At 65.2% G+C, this 23337-nt stretch carries 17 protein-coding genes; 6 read left to right on the top strand and 11 right to left on the bottom strand.

From position 1 onward, the window contains the following. Window positions 1-202: 202 nt before the first annotated feature. From ACNA7R_RS00825 to ACNA7R_RS00815, 3 genes are all read right to left on the bottom strand, one after another. Window positions 203-1975, bottom strand: coding sequence for an L-lactate permease (locus tag ACNA7R_RS00825; protein WP_416281628.1), 1773 nt, complete (start codon window positions 1973-1975; stop codon window positions 203-205). A gap of 262 nt (window positions 1976-2237) precedes the next feature. Beyond that, window positions 2238-5228, bottom strand: a complete 2991-nt coding sequence (locus ACNA7R_RS00820) for an FAD-linked oxidase C-terminal domain-containing protein (protein WP_416281627.1) — start codon at window positions 5226-5228, stop codon at window positions 2238-2240. Between the two features lie 121 nt (window positions 5229-5349). Then, a complete protein-coding gene (locus ACNA7R_RS00815; protein ID WP_416281626.1) occupies window positions 5350-6705 on the bottom strand; it encodes a glycerate kinase type-2 family protein in 1356 nt (451 codons plus the stop codon). A gap of 128 nt (window positions 6706-6833) precedes the next feature. On the opposite strand from ACNA7R_RS00815, the gene ACNA7R_RS00810 reads away from it, so the two are divergent. Then, complete coding sequence (locus ACNA7R_RS00810) at window positions 6834-9095, top strand: NADP-dependent malic enzyme (RefSeq protein ID WP_416281625.1); 2262 nt, start codon at window positions 6834-6836, stop codon at window positions 9093-9095. A 12-nt stretch (window positions 9096-9107) separates the two neighbouring features. On the opposite strand, the gene ddh is transcribed toward ACNA7R_RS00810, so the two are convergent. Next, complete coding sequence (ddh, locus tag ACNA7R_RS00805; RefSeq protein ID WP_416281624.1) at window positions 9108-10046, bottom strand: D-2-hydroxyacid dehydrogenase; 939 nt, start codon at window positions 10044-10046, stop codon at window positions 9108-9110. A 147-nt stretch (window positions 10047-10193) separates the two neighbouring features. On the opposite strand from ddh, the gene ACNA7R_RS00800 reads away from it, so the two are divergent. After that, window positions 10194-10619 (top strand): PPC domain-containing DNA-binding protein, encoded by a 426-nt coding sequence (locus ACNA7R_RS00800; RefSeq protein ID WP_416281623.1) that lies wholly within the window; start codon window positions 10194-10196, stop codon window positions 10617-10619. A gap of 52 nt (window positions 10620-10671) precedes the next feature. Here the strand turns inward: ACNA7R_RS00800 and ACNA7R_RS00795 are convergent, their stop codons facing one another. Then, the gene (locus ACNA7R_RS00795; protein WP_416281622.1) at window positions 10672-11727 is read right to left on the bottom strand and encodes an isocitrate/isopropylmalate dehydrogenase family protein; all 1056 of its coding nucleotides are present in this window, start codon (window positions 11725-11727) and stop codon (window positions 10672-10674) included. Window positions 11728-11874: 147 nt separating this feature from the next. Here ACNA7R_RS00795 and ACNA7R_RS00790 point away from each other — a divergent pair, with 147 nt between their 5' ends. The 3 genes from ACNA7R_RS00790 (at window position 11875) to ACNA7R_RS00780 (ending at window position 15365) form a co-directional block, all read left to right on the top strand. Continuing rightward, the gene (locus ACNA7R_RS00790) at window positions 11875-12243 is read left to right on the top strand and encodes a VOC family protein (RefSeq protein WP_416281621.1); all 369 of its coding nucleotides are present in this window, start codon (window positions 11875-11877) and stop codon (window positions 12241-12243) included. Between the two features lie 514 nt (window positions 12244-12757). Further along, on the top strand, window positions 12758-14068 hold the full coding sequence (gene aceB, locus ACNA7R_RS00785; RefSeq protein ID WP_416281620.1) for a malate synthase AceB: 1311 nt from the start codon (window positions 12758-12760) through the stop codon (window positions 14066-14068). A gap of 535 nt (window positions 14069-14603) precedes the next feature. Continuing rightward, the gene (locus tag ACNA7R_RS00780) at window positions 14604-15365 is read left to right on the top strand and encodes an IclR family transcriptional regulator (protein ID WP_416281618.1); all 762 of its coding nucleotides are present in this window, start codon (window positions 14604-14606) and stop codon (window positions 15363-15365) included. Window position 15366: 1 nt separating this feature from the next. Here ACNA7R_RS00780 and ACNA7R_RS00775 read toward each other — a convergent pair whose 3' ends face one another. The 6 genes from ACNA7R_RS00775 to ACNA7R_RS00750 all read right to left on the bottom strand — a co-directional run bounded on the left by ACNA7R_RS00775 (window position 15367) and on the right by ACNA7R_RS00750 (window position 22524). Beyond that, the gene (locus ACNA7R_RS00775) at window positions 15367-18333 is read right to left on the bottom strand and encodes an FAD-linked oxidase C-terminal domain-containing protein (RefSeq protein WP_416281617.1); all 2967 of its coding nucleotides are present in this window, start codon (window positions 18331-18333) and stop codon (window positions 15367-15369) included. 285 nt (window positions 18334-18618) lie between these two features. Then, window positions 18619-18783, bottom strand: coding sequence for a hypothetical protein (locus ACNA7R_RS00770; protein WP_416281616.1), 165 nt, complete (start codon window positions 18781-18783; stop codon window positions 18619-18621). 63 nt (window positions 18784-18846) lie between these two features. Continuing rightward, window positions 18847-19272: a cupin domain-containing protein gene (locus ACNA7R_RS00765; protein ID WP_416281615.1), complete on the bottom strand. Its 426-nt coding sequence runs from the start codon at window positions 19270-19272 to the stop codon at window positions 18847-18849. A gap of 77 nt (window positions 19273-19349) precedes the next feature. Further along, window positions 19350-20849, bottom strand: a complete 1500-nt coding sequence (locus tag ACNA7R_RS00760; RefSeq protein WP_416281614.1) for a tripartite tricarboxylate transporter permease — start codon at window positions 20847-20849, stop codon at window positions 19350-19352. Beyond that, window positions 20850-21446 carry a tripartite tricarboxylate transporter TctB family protein gene (locus tag ACNA7R_RS00755; protein WP_416281692.1) on the bottom strand — a complete coding sequence of 199 codons (597 nt, stop codon included), beginning with the start codon at window positions 21444-21446 and terminating at the stop codon, window positions 20850-20852. It abuts the gene before it with no gap. Between the two features lie 73 nt (window positions 21447-21519). Beyond that, a complete protein-coding gene (locus ACNA7R_RS00750) occupies window positions 21520-22524 on the bottom strand; it encodes a Bug family tripartite tricarboxylate transporter substrate binding protein (protein ID WP_416281691.1) in 1005 nt (334 codons plus the stop codon). Window positions 22525-22838: 314 nt separating this feature from the next. Here ACNA7R_RS00750 and ACNA7R_RS00745 point away from each other — a divergent pair, with 314 nt between their 5' ends. After that, window positions 22839-23267 (top strand): universal stress protein, encoded by a 429-nt coding sequence (locus ACNA7R_RS00745; RefSeq protein ID WP_416281613.1) that lies wholly within the window; start codon window positions 22839-22841, stop codon window positions 23265-23267. Window positions 23268-23337: the final 70 nt, after the last annotated feature.

Raw genomic sequence — 23337 nt, 5'->3', positions numbered from 1 at the left:
TCTCCTCGCTTCGCTACAGGTGGCAGTGGCGTCGTTCGTCAGGTCGTCGTACTCGAGTCCGGAGCCCTGCGTATCGGTCCTGATCGCTCACGTTCGGGGACTATCTATAAAATTACACATAACATATCTATACTGACAGTAAGCGTCGAATTTGTCGTTTCCGAACCGCCCCGAGCAGAGCCGCAGAGGGGAGAGGGAGCGCTTAGTAGACGTCGAACACCGACGGGAGCACGTCGGGCATGACGTAGACGAACAGCAGCGCCCAGATTCCGACGACGACGGCGTAGTAGAACAGCGGAATCAGGTTCAGCCGCATAACTCGCCCCTCTTGACCGACGAGGCCGACGGTCGCCAGCGCCGCGACGATGTTGTGGATGGCGACGAGGTTCCCGATCGCACCGCCGACGGCCTGCGTTCCGACGACGATCTGGCTGGGCAGGTCGAGTTCGTGTGCGGCCGTGAACTGGAACCCGCCGAAGGTGATGTTCGAGACGGTGTTAGAGCCGACCATCGCGGCCGCGAGCGCGCCGATCAGCGCCGCCAGCGCGGGGTACAGCGGTCCGGTGGCGTTCGCGGTTGCGATCGCGAGGATCTCGATCATACTGCCCACCTCGGGCGCACCGGGCGCGCCGCCGGACTGGATCATCACCTGGACCATCGCGATCACGAAGATCAGCGCGATGAACGGCGAGACGAGCTTCTGGGCCGCTTCCGTCCAGGCCGCCTTCACCTGCTGGCCGGACATGCCGAAGATGCCGATCGCGATGAGCGCGCTGAGCAACAGCCAGAAGCCCGGCGCGTTCATCCACTCGATCCCGGCGGAGAGGTCGTAGCCGAACATCTCGGACCACTGGATCACCACGCCGATCGTGAACTCGCCGACGCCGGCGACGGCGAAGTCGGTGCCGAGACCCGCGTCGGTGATCGTCTCGGAGATGGGGTCGACCACGCGGGTGACGACCAGCAGGACGATGAGCACGATGTAGGGGGACCACGCCTTCAGCAGCGACATCTGCTCGCCGCCGTTCGGAACGGGGCCGTCGGCCTCCTCGCTACCGGGTTCGATCGCGCCGACCCAGTGGTCGGCCCACTGCTCGCGCGGCGGGAAGTCCCACTCGTCGTCCGGCAGGAGGTATCCCCGCTGGAGCAAGGAGACGGTGATCGCGCCGCCGACCATCGCGCCGATCAGCGCCGGGAACTCCGCGGTGAGAAACCACGCGGAGATCCAGTAGGGGATCGCGAAGGCGAACCCGGAGAACAGACAGAGCGGCCAGACGCTGAGCGCCGGCTTGAGCGAGCGCTCCTCGGGCGGGCTGAAGAAGTAGACGACCATCCCGACGGCGAACAGCGGCATCAGAAAGCCCGTCAGGGCGTGGTAGGTCGCCGCCCACGCCGCGACCTCGTGTGAGTACTCGACGACGCTCATCCCGCCGTCGTTGACGATCTGTTCCTCGTAGATCATCAGCGGATCCTGGATGCCGACGATGATCGGCGTCCCGACCGCACCGTATGTGACCGCGATGATGTGGCCGATCAGCGCCGCGATGACGGCCGCCAGCGCCGGGAACCCGAGTGCGAGCATCAGCGGTGCCACGACCGCCGCCGGCGTCCCGAAGCCGGCGGCGCCCTCGATGAACGTCGCGAGGAAGAACGCGATCAACACGATCTGCACCCGACGGTCGTCCGAGACGGCCGTGAATCCCTTGTTGATCCGATCGAACGCGCCGGCCTGCATCAGCGTGTACAACAGGACCAGCGCGCCGAAGACGATCCACAGGATCTCGAGTGCGGTCATCACCCCGACGAACGACGAGCCCGCCAGGTAGTCCGGCGGGTTGTTCCACCACACGTAGCCGACGACGAGCGCGACGATCCACGCGATCGGCATCGCTCTCGTCGCCGGCCACAACAACCCGACGAGCAACACCGCGACGACCGCGAGCGGTAACGCCGCGACGATGATATCCATCACCATCTGCCACGTTCACCCCGGTTGCGTCGGCGTGTAGCCACCGCCCGTCCGTTCCCTTGCACGGTTTCCTGTCGCGTCGCACCGTCCTTTCGTGTCATGAACGTCCCGTGATCACGTATATCACAAAGTATAATAAATGGTTCTATTTATAATCTGACTATTGAGTATCAGTAGGAGGGAACGAATCCGATACAGCGGCGGGCTGTCACTCGATCGTGAAGCTATCGGTTCGTGAACAGTGCGAAAAATTACAAGGTGTCTGACGTTACCGGGCCGGGAGCAGCTCGTTCACCTTCTCGATCGGGTGCGGCGGCTTCTCCGAAGGTTCGTTGCGGTCGCCGATCTGGCTCCGGCAGGAGGCGCCGGGCGCGACCGGGTTCCCGTCGCTCTCGTCGATCTTCTCGTAGAGGCGCTCGCCGATCGACTTCGAGAGGTCGTAGTGTTCGGCCTCGTAGCCGAACGAGCCGGCCATCCCGCAACAGGTGGTGTCGAGCGGATCGACGGCGTAGCCCGCCCGCCGGAGGACGCCGACGGCGTGGTGGTCCCGTCCGGTCGCCTTCTGGTGGCAGTGGCCGTGGTAGGCCAGCGTCTCGTCGGTCTCCTCGAGCGGAAGCTCCTCGACGAGACGGTACGTGTCCATGTACTCGGTGATGCCATACGAGTGGCCGGCGACCTTCTCGGCGGTCGCGGAGGGTGCCAGATCGAGGTACTCGTCCTGGAACATCACGGCGTCGGAGGGCTCGAGCGAGACGATCTCGTACCCCTGATCGACGTACTCGGCGAACTTTTCGATGTTCGCCACCGCGCGCTCTTCGGCGTCGTCGAGCATGCCGACCGAGAACGCCGCGCGACCGCTGGGGCCGACGTCCTCGGGGACGGTGACGTGGACGCCCGCGGACTCGAGGACGCGGACGGCGGCCTTGCCGGGTCGGGGGTAGCTGTAGTTCGTGTACGTGTCGGGGAACAGCACGACCTTCCGGTCGGCCGCGTCGGGGTCGACCCGCGGGCCGCGCTTCGCGAACCAGTCCTGGAAGGACTCCTGTCGGAAGCTGGGGAGTTCCCGATCGGCGGCGATCCCCGCGACTTTCTCCATCACGAGGCGGCTACCGGGGAGTTTCGGCCCGAGGTTCGAGACGGGCGCGAGCGCGCTGCCGACCTTCGAGAGGGTGTCGATGTTGCCGAACAGCCGCGAGCGCAGGCCGACGCCCTCGCGCTCGTAGTACTGGTACTTCGTCTCGGCTTTGAGCTTCGCCAGGTCGACGCCGGTCGGGCAGTCGCTCTTACAGCCCTTGCAGCCGACACAGAGGTCGAGCACCTCCTCCTGGAACCGCTCGGAGTACATCTCCTCCTCCGGGAGATCGCCCGAGATCGCCGAACGGAGCATGTTCGCCCGCCCGCGGGTCGTTGCGATCTCGTCTTTCATCCCGCGGTAGGTCGGACACATCACGTCGTCAGTCTGACGACAGGTGCCACAGCCGTTACACAGCTCCACGAGGTGCGAAAAGCCCCCCTCATCGGAGAAGTCGAGTTTCGTCTGGGGCTCGATCGAGGCGTAGGCGTGCCCGTAGCGGAGGTTCTCGCGCATGTCGGTCGGCTCCTCGTCGGTGTAGACGACCTTCCCCGGGTTCATCCGCCAGTCGGGATCGAAGACCGACTTGACGTCCTTGAACGCCTGCCAGAGGTCATCGCCGTACATCTTCGGGTTGAACGCGGTCCGGGCGAGCCCGTCGCCGTGCTCCCCGGAGAACGACCCCTCGTGCTCGAGGACGAGGTCGGTGACGGCGTCGGTGATCGACTGCATCGTCTGGATGCCGCCGTCGTCCTTGAGGTTGAGGATCGGCCGAATGTGTAAGGTCCCGCTGCCCGCGTGGGCGAAGTAAGCGGCGGAGGTGTCGTGGTCCTCGAGGACGTCCATGAACTTCTCGACGTACTCGGCGAGCTCCTCGGGCGGAACCGTCGCGTCCTCGATGAACGGGTACGGCTTCGGATCGCCCTCGAGGCTCATCAGCAGCGGGATTGCCGCCTTCCGGAGCTTCCAGAGGTCCGCCTGATCCTCCTCGGTGTACGCCTCCAGGGCGTCGAAGGCGTCGCCGTTCTCGACGAAGTGCTCGTTGGTCCGCCCGACGGCCTCCTCGAAGTCGTCGTGGAGCTCCGAGTCGTACTCGAGCATCAGCGTCGCCTCGGTACCGTCGGGGATCGGCTCCTCGTACTGCGCGAACTGTTCGGACTCGCGGGCGAGCCGGAACACCTCGCTGTCCATCAGCTCGACGGCGCTGGGTTCGAACTCGAGGGCCTCGGGGACGGCCTCGAGGGTCTCGATGAGGTCGTCGAAGCAGTACAGCACGAGCGCCGTCTTCTCGGGGAGGGTGACGAGGCTGATCTCGGCCTCGACGATCACGCCGAGCGTCGACTCGGCGCCGACGAACAGCTTCGAGAGGTTGATGACGTCCTCGCCGTCCTCGTTCTCGTAGACGACCTTGTTGAGGTTGTACCCCGAGACGTTGCGCTTGAGGTCGGGGTACCGCTCCTCGATCTCCTCGGCGTTCTCCTCGACGATCGCGCGGACGGTCTCGTAGATCTCGGCCTCGCGGTCGTTCTTCGAGACGATCCCCTCGTACTCGGGGGAGTCGAGGACGACCTCGCGGGTGTGGATCAGCGAGCCGTCGGCGAGCACGACGTCCAGCTCCTCGGTGTAGGCGTCGGAGATCCCGTAGCGGACCGAGTGGGCGCCCGTCGAGTTGTTCCCGATACCGCCGCCGATCGTCGCGCGGTTCGACGAGGCGGGGTCGGGGGCGAACTTGAGCCCGTACTCCTCGGCTGCCTCGTCGAAGTGGTCCTGGACGACGCCGGGCTGGACCCGCGCTCGCTGGCGATCGGCGTCGATCTCTAAGATGTCGTCCATGTACGTCGTCATGTCGAGGACGACACAGCCCGGCCCGACGGCCTGGCCGCCGAGCGACGAGCCCGCGCCGCGAGCCATGATCGGCACGTCGTGTTCGGCCGCGACGCGAACGGCGTTTTGCACGTCGGCGGCGTCCCGGGGTAACACGACGCCGGCGGGTTTGGCCTTGTAGATGCTGCCGTCGGTCGCGTACAGGACCTGAGCGTACTCGTCGAACCGAACCTCGCCCGTGACGACCGATCGAAGATCCGCAGCGAGATCGACGTACTCCTCGACGTCGTCGTACTCGTGATCGAGTTCGTCACGGAACTCCTCGTAGTTATCTAAGCCACTGCGTGGCTTTTCAACAGCCATTACTCGTCCCTCGGGGATCGATTATGATAAATCCTGTGTCTGTCCTCCCCATGCAATCCGGTAGATACCCACACGAACTGGCGGTTCCCGTAAGGTTTGCCGACCGAGGGGAGCCCAGCAGTCACTCCTCGGAGTCGACGACGAGGACCCGAAGGTCGTTGACGTTCGTTCCGGTCGGTCCGGTTCGGACGATCGCGCCGGCGTCCTCGAGCACGGGCAGGGCGTCGTTGCGCACGAGCGCGCGTCGCCCGTCTGCCGTCGGGACGTCGCCGGTTGCCGCGATCGCCCCGGCGGCGTCGGTCGCGCCGTCGATCCCGTCCGTGTCGACGCTCGCGACGACGACCGCGTCGCTCTCGAGTTCGACGGCAGCACTGAGCACGAACTCCTGATTCGGGCCTCCCTTGCCGTGATCCTCGGCGAGCGTTACGGTCGTCTCCCCGCCGGAGAGCAGTACTGCGGGCGGCGAGATCGGATCGCCGGTCTCGGCGCACTCCTCGGCGATCGCGACGTGGGTGATCGCGGACTCGCTGGCCTCGCCCCGGACCCGCGAGGAGAGGACGAGCGGATCGTACCCCCGCTCGCTCGCCACTTCGCGGGCCGCCTCGATCGCGGTCCGGCCGCTTCCGAGCACGTGGATCCGCACGGATTCGAGCAGCGGATCGTCCGGCGACACCGTCTCGGGGTTCTCGCCGCGCTCGCCGGCCGCCAGATACGCCGAGACCGTCTCGGGAACCGATAGCTCGTATCGCTCGAGCACCTCGAGGGCGTCCGCGTAGGTGGAGGTATCGGGGGCGGTCGGGCCGCTGGCGATCACGCTCAGGTCGTCGCCGACGACGTCGCTCAGGACGAGCGTCGCGACCGTCGCCGGCGCCGCCCGGCGGGCGAGTTTGCCGCCCTTGATCGCCGAGCAGTGCTTGCGGACGGCGTTGATCTCGTGGATGGAGGCGCCACACTCGAGCAGCGACTCGGTGACCGACTGGAGGTCGGCAAGCGAGATCGATCCGGCGGGAGCCGGCAACAGGGCGCTCCCGCCGCCGGTGATACAGGCCAGTACGAGGTCGTCCTCGCCGGCCCGGTCGGCGACCTCGAGCACCCGTCGGGCGCCCTCGACGCCGTCCTCGCTCGGGATAGGGTGGTCGCCCGGGTGTTCCTCGACGACCGACGTCCCGGCCGGATCGTCGGTGACGATGACTCCGCCCGCGAGCGCGTCGCCGAGCGCGTCCTCGAGGGTCCGGGCGAGGTGGCCCGCGGCGTTGCCGCCCCCGACGATGAAGACGTTCTCGTAACGGTCCAGGTCGTACTCGGTGCGCTCGTCTCCGGCGGCGTTCTCGACTGCGAGCACGCCGTCGCGGACGGTTAGCGTCTCGTCGACGATTCGCTCGGGATGGGCGGCCTCGAGGCCGGCGACGAGGCAATCGAGTGCAACCTCGTGGGCGCGCGATCGCTCGAGTGCGTCACGGTTCGCAATCGTAACCATACGTTTCAATGTACGGACCGCGGTATGTAGCTTTCCTGGATCGGTCGCGGCTCCCGTACCCGTCTCCGGTCATGCATGATTGTTGGTGGTAAAAACAGCTTTACCACTCGTACGATATATGATGACATATGTCCCTCGAGGACGAGTCACTGGATTACCACGAGGAGGAACCGCCCGGAAAGATCGAAATCTCGACCACGAAGCCGACGAGCACGCAGCGGGACCTCTCGCTCGCGTACTCGCCCGGCGTCGCCGGCCCCTGTCGCGCCATCGACGAGCGAGCTGACGACGCCTACCGGTACACGACGAAGGGAAACCTCGTCGGCGTCGTCTCGAACGGCTCCGCCGTGCTGGGGCTGGGCGACATCGGCGCGCAGGCCTCGAAGCCGGTGATGGAGGGGAAAGGGGTCCTGTTCAAGCGCTTCGCCGACATCGACGTCTTCGATCTCGAACTCGAACTCGACGATCCCGACGCGATCGTCGAGGCGACCGCGGCGATGGAGCCGACGTTCGGCGGGATCAACCTGGAGGATATCGCGGCGCCGGACTGCTTCGAGATCGAGGAACGGCTCCGCGAGCGCATGGACATCCCCGTCTTCCACGACGACCAGCACGGGACCGCGATTATCTCGGGTGCCGGCCTGCTGAACGCCGCCGAACTCGTCGGCAAACACCTCGAGGACCTCGAGGTGGTCTTCTCGGGTGCGGGCGCGAGCGCGATCGCGACGGCCCGCTTTTACGTCTCGCTCGGCGTCGATCCCGACAACATCACGATGTGTGACTCGACCGGGATCATCACCGAGGAGCGCGCCGCTGCCGGCGACGTCAACGAGTACAAACGCGAATTCGCCCGCGACCTGCCCGAAGGAGGACTCGCGGACGCGATGGAGGGCGCCGACGTCCTCGTCGGGCTGTCGGCCGCCGGCATCGTCTCCCAGGAGATGGTACGATCGATGGCGTCGGATCCGATCATCTTCGCGATGGCCAACCCCGATCCCGAGATCGGCTACGAGGAGGCGAAAGCCGCCCGCGACGATACGGTGATCATGGCGACCGGTCGTTCCGATTACCCCAACCAGGTCAACAACGTGCTGGGCTTCCCCTTCATTTTCCGGGGCGCGCTCGACGTCCGGGCGACCGAGATCAACGAGGCGATGAAGGTCGCCTGCGCTGAGGCGCTGGCCGACCTGGCGAAACAGGACGTCCCCGACGCCGTCATCAAGGCTTACGGCGATCAGCCGCTTCGCTTCGGCCCCGAGTACATCCTGCCGAAGCCGATCGATCCACGAGTGCTGTTCGAGATCGCGCCTGCGGTCGCCGAGGCGGCGATCGAGAGCGGGGCCGCCCGCAGCGAGGTCGATCCCGAGACCTACCGGGAACGCCTCGAGGCCCGCCTGGGCAAGTCCCGCGAGATGATGCGGGTCGTCCTGAACAAGGCCAAGAGCGACCCCAAGCGGGTCGTCCTCTCGGAGGGGGAAGACGAGAAGATGATCCGGGCGGCCTACCAGATCCAGGACGAGGGGATCGCGACGCCGGTGTTGCTCGGCGACCGCGACGAGATCGGGACGACGGTCACCCGGCTCGGCCTCGAGTTCGAGCCGGAGATCGTCGATCCGTCGACCGGCGACTACGAGTCCTACGCCGACCACCTCTACGAGCAGCGCCAGCGCAAGGGGATGACCCGCAACGAGGCCGACGAACTCGTCCGGAGCGACCCGAACTACCTCGGCAGCGTGATGGTCGACGTCGGCGACGCCGACGCCATGCTGACGGGGCTGACCCACCACTACCCCTCGGCGCTGCGTCCGCCCCTCGAGGTGATCGGCACTGGTGACGACGCCGACTACGCCGCCGGCGTCTACATGCTGGCGTTCAAGAACCGCGTGGTCTTCATCGCCGACGCGACGGTCAACCAGGATCCCGACGCCGACGTGCTCGAGGAGGTTACCCGCCACACGGCCGACGTCGCCCGCCGGTTCGACGTCGACCCCCGCGCGGCGATGCTGTCGTACTCGAACTTCGGCAGCGTCGACAACGAGCGCACGCGTCCCTCCCGCGAGGCCGCCCAGCGGCTGCAGGCCGACCCGAGCGTCGACTTCCCCGTCGACGGCGAGATGCAGGCCGACACCGCCGTCGTCGAGGAGATCCTCAACGGTACCTACGAGTTCTCCGAACTCGAGGAGCCCGCGAACGTGCTCGTCTTCCCGAACCTCGAGTCGGGCAACATCGGCTACAAGCTACTCCAGCGGCTGGGCGGCGCCGAGGCGACCGGGCCGATGCTCGCGGGGATGGACAAACCCGTCCACGTCCTCCAGCGAGGCGACGAGGTCAAGGATATCGTGAATCTGGCGGCCGTAGCGGTCGTCGACGCACAGCGAACGGAGAACTGATCGACCCGGGTCTCAGGCGACGCGGTTTTTCAGCTCCTCGTCCGACTGGTAGCGATCGACGTTCTCCGCGACGAGTTCGGCGATGTCGAGGTGGTACCGGTTGGTCGCCGACCCCTTGTGCGGGAAGACGATCACGTCGTCGAAGTCCCACAGCGGCGACTCCTCGGGAAGCGGTTCGGTCTCGAAGACGTCGAGGCCGGCGCCGGCGATCACGTCGCCCTCGAGGGCCTCGACGAGCGCGTCCTCGTCGACGACGGGGCCGCGGGCGACGTTGATGACGTAGGCGTCCTCGCGCATCGCCTCGAACTCGGCGTCGCTCAGCATGTCGTCGGTGGCCGGCGTGTGCGGGACGGTGAGGACGACGAACCTGGCGTCCTCGATCGCCTCGTGGAGCCGATCGGGTGAGAAGATCTCGGAGACGCCGGGTACCGGCTCGTCCGAACGGCGAACGCCGACGACGTCCATTCCGAGGGCGTCACAGCGGGTCGCGGTCGCCTCGCCGATCGTCCCGAGGCCGACGACGCAGACGCGCTCGTTCTCGAGGGTAAAGGGCCGTTCGTACGGCGGCTCCCACCATTCGTTCTCGTTCTGGTGATCTCGGTAGCGATGACCTAGCCGTGCCAACGAGAGCATACAGTTGAGCGCGACCTCGCTGACCGTCGAGCCGTGGATCCCCGAACTGTTCGTGAGCGGAACTCCCTCCCGTTCGTACTCGTCGGTGTCGAACTCGTCGTAGCCGGCGCGGATGCAGTGGACCCAGCCCGCGTCCAGGTACTCCGGTCGCGGGACGTAGGTCGCCACCGCGTCCGTCGGGCCGTACTCGCGGCCGTCGCCGACCAGTTCGGCCGGAATCGGAAGATCGTCGAACGCCTCGACGAACGCCTCCGGCGGGATCACGTTTTCGACCGATTCGTGGACGTACAGCTGCTCGAGCTCGTGGCGCTCGGTCATACGCTACTCCTTCCGTGGAGGGGAATTGAATGTTGCGTATTATTCAGGGCCTCGGGAGAACGAACACAGTCGGTCCGGGTCCCGGGCAGCGGCGGTCGCGTCGCCGCCACCGCAATCTTTTTTGAGCAACGTTGCGCGTGTTGCGGTATGGAGTACCAGGAAGTGGAGGCGACGCGGGAGTTCCTCGCGCGACTCGAGACCGGACAGGACTGGCGCGACGAGATCGAGAGCCTCGCTCGAGCGGCGGAGGTCGAGGCGGGCTGGTTCAACGCGATGGGCGCGGTCCAGGACGCCGAGATCTGGTTCTACGACCAGGACAAGGAGGAGTACCAGTCGGTCTCCTTCGACGAACCGCTCGAGGTCGCCGCCTGCGTGGGGAATATCGCGAAACTCGACGGCGACGTGTTCGCTCACACCCACGCCGTGCTCTCCCGGCGGGACGGCGAGACCCTCGCGGGCCACCTCGAGGGCGGGACCGTCTTCGCCGGCGAGGTCCACCTCCGCGCGTTCGAGGACCCCCTCGTCCGGAACTTCGACGAGACGACGGGTCTGGACCTCTGGCTCAACGAGTAACGTCGGTAAAATCGACTTCTTTGTGGCGGTCGTGACGGTGCCGATCGATCGGTTAGAGCCGAGTCCGGAGATCCTCGACCACGTCTTCGGTTCCCTCCGAGCCGCCCAGGTCGGGCGTCCGCGGGGCGTCCGCGTCGGCGAGCTGTTCGGTGACGGCGTCCCAGAGGGCGTCGCCGGCTTCCTCCTCGCCGAGGTGATCGACCATCATCGCGCCGGAGAGCACCGTCGCCAGCGGGTTCGCGACCCCGTCGCCGACGATGTCGGGGGCGCTGCCGTGGACGGGTTCGAACATCGAGGGGTAGGTCCTCGAGGGGTCGACGTTGGCCGAGGGCGCCAGCCCCATGCTGCCCGTGATGATCGCGCCGATGTCGGTCAGGATGTCGCCGAAGAGGTTCGAGGCGACGACGACGTCGAACTCCTCGGGACGGCGGATGAAGTCCATGCTCGCCGCGTCGACGAGCAGGCGCTCGACGGTGACCTCGGGGTACTCCTCGCTGACTTCCTCGACGACCTGATCCCAGAAGACCATGCTGTGGGCCTGGGCGTTGGACTTCGTGATACTCGTCAGGTGGCCCTCCCGCTCGGTCGCCGCGTCGAACGCGGCCCGAACGATGCGCTCCGTTCCGGTTCGGGTGAAGACCGCGCTCTGAATCGCGACCTCGTGGTCGTGGCCGGGGTGTTCCTGGCCGCCCACGTTCGCGTACTCGCCCTCCGTGTTCTCCCGGTAGACGACGAACTCGATGTCGCCGCCGTCGTACCCCTCGAGCGGGCTCTCGACGCCGTCGAAGAGGATCGCGGGTCGCTTGCAGATCGACTGGTCGAACCCCTTGCGGATCGGCAGCAGGAGGTTGTTCAGCGTGACGTGGTCCGGGACGTCGGGGTGACCGACCGCCCCCAGCAGGATCGCGTCGTACCCCTCGAGCTCCTCGAGGCCGTCGTCGGGCATCATCGCGCCTTGCTCGAGGTGTCGCTCGGTGCCCCAGTCGTACCGCGTGAAGGAGAGTTCGAACCCGTGCCGTTCGGCGACGTCCTCGAACACCGGCCGGGTCGCGTCGACGACCTCGGGGCCGATACCGTCGCCTGGAATACTCGCTATCTCGTAGGCCATGTGGAGTGATACCGCCCGACCGTCAAAAAGACTCTGAAAGGGTCAAGGATTCCTCGTCTACCCGACGAGCGCCCGTGTCCCGCGAACTCGGCGTGTCGATCGGTAGCATCCAGTGAATTTAATACGGTGGTCGACCGGGGGAACGGTATGGAGCTCATCCATATCAACATCAACGTCGCCGACGCGGACGAGACGATCGCGTTCTACGAGCAGTTCGGCTTCGAGGAGAGCTGGGAGTTCGAGACGCCCGACGGCGAGACCCAGAACCGGTATATCGCCGACGAGAACGGCGTCGAACTCCAGCTGTCGGACACGGAGGGCGAGGACAGCTTCGAGGAGGGGTCGTCGTGGGACCACCTCGCGATCGGCGTCGACGACGTCGACGCGACCTTCGAGGAGATCGACCACTACGGCGTCGAGAAGGAACCGGGCGATCAGCCCGAAGCGGGCGCCCGAACGGCGTTCGTCTACGACCCGGACGGACGGAAGGTCGAACTCGTCGAGTCGCTCGACTAACCTGGATCGGCACGCACTCGCCGCGGCGGAGCGGCCGCACGACCGATTTTCCGCTCCCTCTCGGCGGAACTCGGCCCCGTAGATCGACGGCGTCGACGAACCGAACGGCGATCCGCCGACTCGGGAATGACAAACCAGTATAGTTCGGCACTCGAGTTCTCTATTTCAGAATATTCGGCACCAGCGGGGCCGAAACCGAAGCAAATTACAAAAATACTGCTGTAAATATACTGATATCCTCTCGGAGCTACGGAGTGGTAAAAGAAGGGGAACCGACTCGAGTTCTCTATCTCAGAACGAACGCTGACCGTCGAGTACTCGGTCGCTCGGTCCATGAATCGGGTTCGATCGCTGCTCCGTCGGTCGGTTCGGTTCCTCGATCCGCGGCGCTGTACCGAACCGTCGCACGGAGTCCCGGCCGGATACGGCACGTTCACACCGAACTCGGTCGTCTCGGCCGCGAGGCGTTACCAAACGATTTTAATATTAGAATGCAATAGAGCCAGATGGATTCATGAGTACGCATACCGACCGTCTTCACGACCGGAAGTTCGTGCGGACGTTCTTTACTACGCCGACTGCTGTGGAAGGAGAGGACGACTCCGCCAAGATGCTGCAGAGCGCATCGCAACTTCGTGGCATGCAGGCGCCCGACGTCTGGGTGCCGGACAACGAGGACGCGACCGCACCCTCGATGCGACCCGAGGGTGTCGAGAACATGATCGACGTGATCTCGGAGGAAGGCGCCGACTTCCCCGGCGAGATCCACCCCCGCGTCGTCTGGCACCGCGAGAGCCCCGCCACGCGATACCAGGGCTTCCAGCAGATCCTGAAGCTGGCCGACCCCGAAAACGGCGCCATCGAGCATCTCGACGGCTTCGTGATTCCGGAGGTCGGCGACATCGACGACTGGAAGAAGGCCGACGAGTTCCTCACGATCGTCGAGAACGAGCACGACCTCGAGGAGGGGAGTCTGGCCATGTCGGTCATCGTCGAGAGCGGCGAGGCCGAGCTGGCGATGGGCGACCTCCGCGAGGAGATGGGCAAGCCGTCGAACAACCTCGAGCGCCTGTTCATGCTGGTCGACGGCGAGGTCGACTACACCAAGGACATGCGCGCGATCACGCCCACCGGCGAGCTGCCGCCGTGGCCGGAGCTGCGACACAACACCTCCCGCGGCGCCAGCGCGGCCGGTCTGATCGCGGTCGACGGTCCCTACGACGACATCCGCGACGTCGAGGGCTACCACGAGCGCATGACCGACAACCAGGCGAAGGGGATGCTCGGCATCTGGTCGCTCACCCCCGGCCAGGTCGTCGAGGCCAACAAGTCGCCGCTGCCGCCGAAGAACGGGAGCTGGCAGCTCGAGGTCAACGACCGCACGATCGAACTCGAGGAGGAGGACGGACGCCACGTCTACAGCGGTAACGAGGTCGAACTCGAGGAGACGGGCGACGACCAGTACACGCTCCGCGTCGGCGGCGACGAGCTCGAACTCGACGGCGAGGAGCTCTCCGAGGAGCTGCTCGACATGACCTCCTACATCCCGAGCCTGGACGACATCGTCGACTCGATGGAGGAGTTCGAGGCGGCCAAAGAGGCCGGCAAGGGCGCCATCGCGATGGAGCGATCGGGGACGCTCGTCATCGACGGCGTCGAGGTCGAGGTCAGCAACGACCGCATGTGGGACGAGGCGACCTACCAGGCGGCTCAGACGCCGATCACGCTGTTCCAGGACGTCTACGAGAACCGCCCCGACCAGCACGAGGACCTCGAGGACCTCTACGGCGAGGACCTCGTCGAGCGCGCGAGCCTCGTCGGATAACCGGGTTCGGTACCGCGAACCGGATCGTTTCGTTCTTTTTGGACGCTCGTGCTCGAGGAGACGGATCCCTACTCTCACCCTGTCGGCTCGTCCCGGCTCCCTCCGCGGTGGCGAGCGCTCTCGAGCACGGCCGACGACGTCCGCAGTTCGTGCTCGCAGGCGATGGCGGCAGCGGGCGTCCGACGGCACCGTTCGACGCCGACATCCGTAGCACTAACCTATCCTCGCGGACGGGCAATTCCTCCGCTTCGAGGCGTCGGTGTCGGCTCGAGACCGACGACGGACCGTCGCGACTACGACGAGCAATCGTTCTCGATGTGAGAACTCCCTTTCCGTGCAAACCCTGATTTTCGCACGTAGTACCGAACGGCGCTTTCGGACCTCAGACGGCGTCTACGTCCACTTCTGCTGAGAGGAGCAGTTTCTGTCGGCGACCGTAATCGTCGATTCCCCATCGTGAGGGCCGGTACTCGAGGATCGCAGCGTTCTCTATGAGAGACCAACCTTTATTGGTCTCCACTGACTGGCTTCGCGTATGGAAAAACGGGCCAAACACCCCGTCCGGACGACCGAGAAGTCGCTGACGCTTATCGAGGAGCTCAATCGCCGCGGGGGAGCGCGGATCACGACGCTGGCGGACGAGTTGAGCATGGGCAAGAGCGCGATCCACAACCACCTCAGCACGCTCGAGGAGCACGGGTTCGTCGTCAAGAACGGGAACACCTACGAGCTGAGTCTGCGCTTTCTGGACATCGGCGGCCAGCTCCGCAGCGAGATGGACGTCTACAGGGTCGCCGAACCGCAGGTCGAGGCGCTGGCCGAGGAGTCCGGGGAGCTGGTCCACTTCGTCGTCGAGGAGGGCGGCGAGGGCGTCTATCTCTGTCGCGCGAAGGGCGAGCGGGCCGTCGACCTCGACACCTACGTCGGCTGTCGCCACCCCATGCACAGCTCGGCGTTCGGCAAGGCGATCCTCTCGCATCTCCCCGAAGGGCGGGTCGAGGAGATCATCGACCGCCACGGCCTGCCGCCCGTCACGCCGAAGACGATCACGACTCGGGACGAACTCTACGACGCGCTCGAGCGCACCCGGGAACGAGGGTTCGCCGTCGACGACGAGGAGCGCCTTGAGGGGCTGCGCTGTATCGCCGCGCCGATCCGGTTCGACTCCGAGGTTATCGGCGCGATCAGCATCTCGGCGCCGACGGCCCGTATCGACGATGACTGGGCGGAAAACGAGTTCGTCGAGCAGCTCCGTCGCACCGCGAACGTCATCGAGCTGAACAAGTACAAGGTGTAGCTTACTCGAGCGACGCCTCGAGTTTCGCGATCGGGTGGGGCGGTTTCTCGTCGTACTCGTCGCCGATCTGGGTTCTACAGGACGCTCCCGGAGCGACGACGCCGTCGCCGTCGCTCTCGTCGATCTGGCCGAACAGCTGCGTGCCGATCGCGCGGCTCATCGAGTAGTGTTCGGCCTCGTAGCCGAACGAGCCGGCCATCCCGCAACAGCTACTGTCGAGCGGGTCGACGCCGTACCCCGCCCGGCGGAGGACGCCGACGGCGTGGTGGTCCTTCTTCGTCGCCTTCTGGTGGCAGTGGCCGTGGTAGGTCAGGCGTTCGTCGACGGGCTCGAACTCGAGGCGGTCGTCGAGTCGGTGGACGTCGAGGTACTCGCAGACCCCGTAGGCGCTTTCGGCGACGTCGCTCACGTCGTGACCGGTGACCAGGTCCGGGTAGTCCGACTGGAACATGACCGCGTCGCTCGGCTCGCAGACGACGACGTCCCAGCCGTTCCGCACTCTCGGAATCAGGGCGTTGACGTTCTGTTCGGCCTGTTTGCGGGCCGTCTCGAGGAAGCCCTTCGAGTAGGCGGGGCGGCCGCTGCTGGTGGTTCCGGACGGGAGATCGACGTGGACGCCGGCGGCCTCGAGGAGCCGAACCGCCGCCTTGCCGATCTCGGGATCGTTGTACTCCGTGGTGACGTCCGGGAACAGCAGGACCTTGTGGTCGGCCGTCTCCGGATCCACCGCTGGCTCCCGGCTCTCGAACCAGTCGGTGAACGTCTCCCGGTGGAACGTCGGCAGGGACCGCTCCCGGGCGATGCCGACCGTCTTTTCCATCGCGATCCGCGCGCCGGGAAGTTTCGGCGCGTAGTTCGACAGCGGCGCGGTGGCGCTGCCGAGCTTCGAGAGGGTGTCGATGTTCGCGAACATGCGCTCGCGGATCGAGGCGCCGTTTCGCTGGTGGTACTCGTGTTCGACCTCGACCTTGAGCTTCGCCATGTCGACCTCGCTCGGACAGTCCTTCGCACACCCCTTACAGCCGACACAGAGGTCCATCACTTCGGTGACGAACTCGTCGGAAAAGGCCTCGTCGGGCTCGAGTTCCCCGGTCATCGCCTGGCGGAGCATGTTCGCCCGCCCGCGGGTGCTCGTGATCTCCTCGTCGGCCGCCCGGTAGGTCGGACACATCACGCCGCCAGTACCCTCCTGGCTGGTCCGACAGCCGCCACAGCCGTGACAGAGCTCGACCATTCCCTGGAACCCGTTCTCGTTCTCCCAGTTGAGGGCGGGGTCGAAGCCCGCCTCGAACTCGCTGTCGGGACCGAACCGGAGGTTCTCGGTCATGTCGTGGTCGCCACAGACCGAACCGGGGTTGAGCAGCCAGTCGGGATCGAACGCGGTCTTCAGCTCGCGGAAGACGTTCCAGATGTGATCGCCGTACAGCTTTCGGTTCCACTGGGTCCGGGCGCGACCGTCGCCGTGCTCGCCGGAGACGCTGCCGCCGTACTTCACCGCGAGGTCCGTCGCGCCGTCGGCGATCGCCTCCATCGTGTCGACCCCCTCGGCCGTTTTCGTGTTGACGAGCGGTCGGACGTGCATACAGCCCGGCCCGGCGTGGGCGTAGAAGCTTCCGAACGTCCCGTTTTCCTCCATAACTTCCTGGAAGTCCGCGACGTACTCCGTGAGGTGCTCCGGCGGGATCGCGATGTCCTCGATGAAGGCGATGTGTTTCTCGTCACCGGTCCGGGAGAGCAGGATCGGCGTCGAGGCCTTTCGCATCTTCCAGAGCCGGGACTGCTGTTTCTCGTCGTAGGCCGTCAGCGCGTCGAACGCGATCTCGCCCTCGCGGTCGTCGATCAGCGCCTCGACCAGTTCGCGGCCCGCCTCCTCGTCGTCGGCGTAGAACTCGACCAGCAGGAACGAACTGGTCCCCTCCGGGAGGATGCCGACGACGTCGGCGAACTCCTCGGTGTTTCGCGCCAGGTCGAGCAACACGTCGTCCAACACCTCGACCGCCGCGGGATCGTGTTCGAGGATGTCCCCGACGTCGTCCATCGCGTCGAGCAGACTGTGGTAGCAAAGCACCGCGACAGAGGTCGTGTTCGGGATCGTCTCGAGGGAGACCTCCGCTTCCGTGACGATCCCCAGGGTGCCCTCGCTGCCGACCAGCAGCCTCGCGAGGTTGACGGTTCCGCTCTTTGCCTCCTCGACGAGCATGTCCAGGTTGTATCCCGAGACGTTTCGCTTCAGCGTCGGGTAGGCATCCTCGACGGCGTCGCTCTCCTCGTCGACGATCCGAGCGACTTCCGCGTAGATCCGCTCGAGGAGCTCCCCGTCGGGGTCGGCGCGTTCGCGCAGTTCCTCGAGGTCGATCTCGCCGAACCGCTCGACGGAGCCGTCGGCGAGGACGACCTCCGCCTCCTCGACGTAGGCGTCGGTCTTGCCGTACTGCAGCGAGTGCGCTCCGGTCGTGTTGTTCCCGATTGCGCCGCCGAGGGCGCTCCGGTCGGCGGTCGACGGGTCCGGGGCGAACTTGAGTCCGTGTGGCTCGAGGGTCCGGTTGAGTTCGCCGACCGTGATCCCCGCCTGGGCTCGAGCCCGCCGGGCGTCGGGATCGGTGTCCGTCACCGCGTTCATGTAGCGGGTGAAATCGAGGACGACGGCCTCGTTGACGGTCTGGCCGGCGAGGCTCGTTCCGCCCCCTCGGGGGAGTACCGGGATCTCGTGGTCCGCACAGTAGCTCATCACCGCGGCGACGTCGTCGGTTCCGGTCGGGTAGACGACGCCGATCGGCAGCATCTCGTAGGCGCTGGCGTCGGTCGCGTACAGCTCGCGGGAGTACTCGTCGAAGCGGACGTCGCCGTCGACCCGTCGCTCGAGCGCGTCGACGAGATCGGTCCGTTCGGTCGTGTCGTTCTGGTAGTCGTACGCCGCGCGACGATCCGTCGCAGGGTCTCCGTCGATCGGTCTGTCGTGTGTAGCCATTGGTTGTCTGGTGTTCGGGTTTCTGTTGCAAGCGGGGCCGGAACCGACTCGGGAAGCCGCCGAGGGCGTCTACCCGTCGGTCCCGTCGTCGGCGACCGATCGGGCCGTCCGCCGAGCCACGAGCCGGTCGGTCGGGAAACGGGGAGCGCTCACCGATCGTTTGCTAACCGCTTGCATATCTTGTGCGTGATAACTGCTAGTCGCGGGAGGTCACATAACTGTTGTGCCACTCCGTTACAGACGTCGGTCGTCAGACGAAAGGCGGGCATCCCCGGTGTGTCGGTCTCACTCCGCGTAGCCGTCGTTCGCCCGGTAGACGACGATCAGATACGCGGTGACGACGAGAAACACCGTCGCGTACAGCACCGATCGAACGGACAGGGAGTAGACGAACGCCGACGTGTTGAGCACGATTCCGCCCAGTACGAGTCCCCGCTGGAGTCGCGGCATAGCCGTCGGTACGAGGACTCGAGTCTTAAATACGGTGATCGGACCGTCTCCGCGGGATCGGTACTACTCGCCGTCGTCCCCGACTGCCCCGTCCGTCGCCTCCTCGACCGTCTCGAGCTGGTGGACCGGATACCGCCCGTCCTGTGGCCAGCCGACCGCGGCGAGCTTGCACGGCTCCTCGAAGGGGTTGTAGACGAGGTGGGCGCCCGCCGTCCCCTCGTCGAACGCGATGATATCGTCGGTCTCGAGCGTCACCGTCGCGTCGGTCGTTTCGGCGCGACAGGACCCGGAGACGACGTAAAACAGCTCCTTCTGGTTCTCGTGGTAGTGAAACTGGTTCTGCGAGAGCCGTTCGCCCGACTCGAGCACGGCGACGTTGAAGTTGAACGCGTCGATACCGAGCGCCGGCGAGGCCTCCCACCGGCGTCCGGGCTTGTCGGGATTCGTCTCGAGCTCCTCGAGTGTGACGTGTTGCCAGCCGTCTTCCATACGCTACCGGTCGCACGTCGGAACTTAGCCGTTGTGATAACGGCAGCCTCTCGCTCGCTCCGAAACGGGTCGGGGGGTCAGCTCCTGCTGACGATCCCTTCGACTCGTCCCTTCAGGAAGGGGCCGAACAGGATCAGGAAGATGGCGAGCGACAGCAGGAACGACAGTGGCTGGTTGATCGGGTCGATGAAGATCGTGTACTCGCCGCCCGAGATCTGCAGCGACCGGAAGAAGTTCTCCTCGGCGATCGGACCGAGCACGATCCCGAGGACGAACGCGATGATCGAGTAGTTGTTCCGGACCATGTAGAAGCCCAGAATCCCGAGCACGATGACCGCGCCGACGTCCCACCAGTTCTGATTCAGGGTGTACGCGCCGGCGTACGAGAGCACGATGACCATCGGAATGATCAGCGTCGTATCGAGTTCGGTGATCTTGCTCGCGTACGGGATCAGCGTCAATCCGACGGCGAGGATGAGGATGTTACCGAGGAACAGCGAAATAAACAGCGCGTACGTGATCTGAAGCTGCTCGCCGAAGAGGACGGGACCCGGTTGGAGTCCGTGCATGAGGATCCCCCCGAGCAGGACCGCGGTCGATCCGCTGCCCGGAATCCCGAACGACAGCGTCGGAATGAGCGATCCGCTCACGGTCGGGTTGTTCGCGGCCTCCGGCGCGATGACCCCGCGAGGATCGCCCTCGCCGAACTTCCCGTCCTTGGTCGAGGAGCGGGCCTCTTCGGCGTAGGCGACGAACGTCGACGTCGTCGCGCCCGATCCGGGAACCATCCCGATCCCCATTCCAATCAGCCCGGACTTCAGCGTCGTCACCGGGTACTTGAAGACCGTCGTGATACCGTCGCGAACGCTGCCGGCGAGTTCGACGTCGTCCTCCGAGATCTGTTTGCGGGCGGCGAGTTTCATCATCTCGGCGAACGCGAACATCCCGATCAGCGCCGCGACGAAGTCGATTCCCTCGTAAAGCCCGAACTGGCCGAACGTGTACCGCGGGCGCGGGCTGAGGATCGCGGTCCCGATCGTCGAGATCATGAAGCCGAGCGCACCGGCGACCAGTCCCTTGACGATCGATCCCTGTGTGACGATCGTGATCAGGGAGATGCCCAGAATCGCCAGCAGGAAGTACTCCGGCGAACCGAACGCTAACACGACTTCGATCAGGATCGGCGAGAGGAGAATTAGCGCGATCGCGGCGAGAAAGCCGTTCAGCGCCGACGCCGTCGTCGCGATGGCGAGTGCGTTCTTCGCGAGCCCGTTCTGGGACATCGGATATCCGTCGAGTGTCGTCGCCGCGGCGGACTCGGTCCCGGGTGCGTTGATAAGGATCGCCGCGATCGAACCGCCGAACATCGCGCCGCTGTAGATCGCGACCAGCAGGATGATCGCCGCCGTCGCGTCGAGCGGCAGCGTCAGCGGCAGTACGATCGCCATCCCGACCGGTGAGCCGATACCGGGAAGCGCGCCGAGGACGATACCGAGGAGCAATCCGAGCGCCAACCACATCACCATCTCGGGAGTCGTCGCGATCGACAGCCCCTCGAAGAAGGCGTCGACTGCCATCTACGAACCACCTCCCAGGAGTACCGGCGGGCCGTCGAACAGCATCGGCACGAGCGGACTGAAGTCGAAGACGTACCCCTGATCGAACGGCAGTATGAGATACGTCATGAACAGGTAGATAACGGCCGTTCCCGCAACGGCCAGTCCGACGCTGACGAGGGGGTTGGTGCGGAACCAGAGGGTGTATCCGAGGATGTACAGCGGCGTAACGAAGAGGAAGCCGGCGGCCCATCCCGCGACGAAGTATAACACCGCCGTCGAGACCATGAATACCGTCTCGTTCACTTCGTACCCGTATTTCGCACCGAGCGTGTCCTTCTTGTACTCCTCGGCTTCCGGTTCGGGTTCCTCGAGCTGTTCGTCGACCTCGTCGGCCTGGTCGATCACCTCTGACTCGTCGGAGCTAGTGATACTGACGCTCTCGGCGACGAACCGCTGGAGGGGGCCCGGAAGGTAGTTCTGCAGTAACAGCAGCAGCGAGCCGATAAAAACCGCCGCCGCGGTTAACTGAGGAAAGACGCGAGCGTCGTCCGGGTAACTCTCGATCACCGGCTCGATAATAAACACCGCACTCACGACGAGGAACGTAACGAGCATGATCCGCTCCGGCGTTACTTTCCCCGTAATTGACTCTGAGTTACTCATTATAATATAACAACGGCGAGGGTAGTTACGAGTGCTCTTCGATCAGATCGATGATCTCCAGTTCCTCCATCTCCTCGAACGCGTCGTCGATCGCCGCGTTCGCTTCCTCGGGCCCTTCGTAGAAGATCGGGTTCCCGGTGTCCTCGGACCACTCCTCGTACCGTTCGTCCTGTGTCGCCTCTTCGACTCGCTCGGTCAGTTCCTGGATGACGCCGTCGGGCGTGTCCGGGGGCGCGTACAGCCCACGGGTGACGCCGGAGATGAAGTCCATACTCGGATACCCCTCGTCGGTCACCGACGGGATGTCGGGGTACACTTCGGTTCCCTCGCTCCAGAACGTACAGACCGGGTAGACCCCGCCTGCGGAGACGTCCGGTTCCGTCCCCGCGTCGGTTCCGATCCCGCAGGGAACCTCGCCGGAAGTCACCGCTTCCGCGACCGGACCGGTACCAGTGTACTGAACCCGATCCTCCCACTGCCAGTCGTACTCCTCGGCGTACCCCTCACCGTGTTTCGCCAGCAGGGTCATGATGTCCTGCGGGCTGCCGGGTTCCTGGATACCGATCGAGTTCCACTCGCCGGAGTTGTGCATCTCACGGACGTCGTCGAACGTCTCGACCTCGCCCTCGTACTCCTCGTTGACGATGAGACACCACGTCGAGCGGCCGATGTTCGCGATTCCTTCCAGTTCGCGCTGGTCGAAGCCGGGGTCGTCCAGCATCTGTGGCGGCACCTCGAGCGGGGTCGCGCTCCCGGAGATCGTGTGTCCGTCCGGGTCGGAGCCGTACAGTTCGCCGAATCCGTTCAGGCCGCCGCCGCCGGGAACGTTGTCGACCTGGATATCCTGGTCCATCGCGTCGGTGAGCGATTCGACGATCCCGCGAGCGTAGACGTCGGTACCGCCACCCTCGTCGTACGGCACGATGTATCGGATCGTCTCGGAGGGCTCCCAGTCCTCGTCGTCCCCCGCGTCCGGGTCGTCGTCCTGTAGACAGCCAGCCATCGATACGGCAGCTCCCGCACCAGCGATCCCGAGGAACCCTCGCCTGGTCGTTGCATCCACCGTCAAACGTCGTTGAGTTGATTTTTCGGACATACGTATCGACCACAGACCCTGGAATTCGTTACTCGACTCCGTGAGTCAGGGTCACACTACCATGATCAAATAGTACAGATATAAAGCTTTCTCTTATCGTGGCTCTCGATCCGACCTAATACGAAAAATTAAGATTTCAATAGTAAATAGTAAACTATTCCCGCGGACTGCGACCGACCGATCCCGGCTCGCGAACGGTACCCGAAGGGCAAGTAACTGATTTATGGGTGGAGGTCGTCAGCGTAGCTATGACTGTCGTTGCCGCCGTCGACCGTTCGGACAGGGCACCCGCGGTCGTTGCACAGGCGAGCGAACTCGGCGAAGCGTTCGGCGAACCGGTCGAAGTCGTCCACGTCCTCACTCGAGACGAATTCGTCTCCCTCGAGCGAACGAATGTGAGCGAAACGGGAGGGACGGTACCGGTCGAGGACGTCGTCGAGATCGCCGAGGAGATCGCGGAAGAGGCGATCGCGGAAGCCGGCGTCGACGCGACGCCGGTCGGCCTCATCGGAGACCCCGCGGACGAGATCGCTAACTACGCCGACGATGTCGAGGCGACGTACCTGGTCGTCGCGGGACGCAACCGATCACCGGTCGGGAAGGCCCTGTTCGGGAGCGTCGCACAGTCGGTACTGTTGAACGCCTCGTCGCCGGTCGTCTCCCTTCGGGTCGAGTGAGCTACCGGCGAGGATCGCTCTTCGATCCGCGGAGCTACCGCTGGTCGACCCTGCTCCGTGCGGTGCGGAA

The organism is Natronococcus sp. (genome assembly GCF_047921035.1).
Taxonomy (GTDB): Archaea; Halobacteriota; Halobacteria; order Halobacteriales; family Natrialbaceae; genus Natronococcus.
The sequence above is the reverse complement of the archived record's forward strand: the minus strand, read 5'-3'. Positions and strand labels throughout refer to the sequence as shown.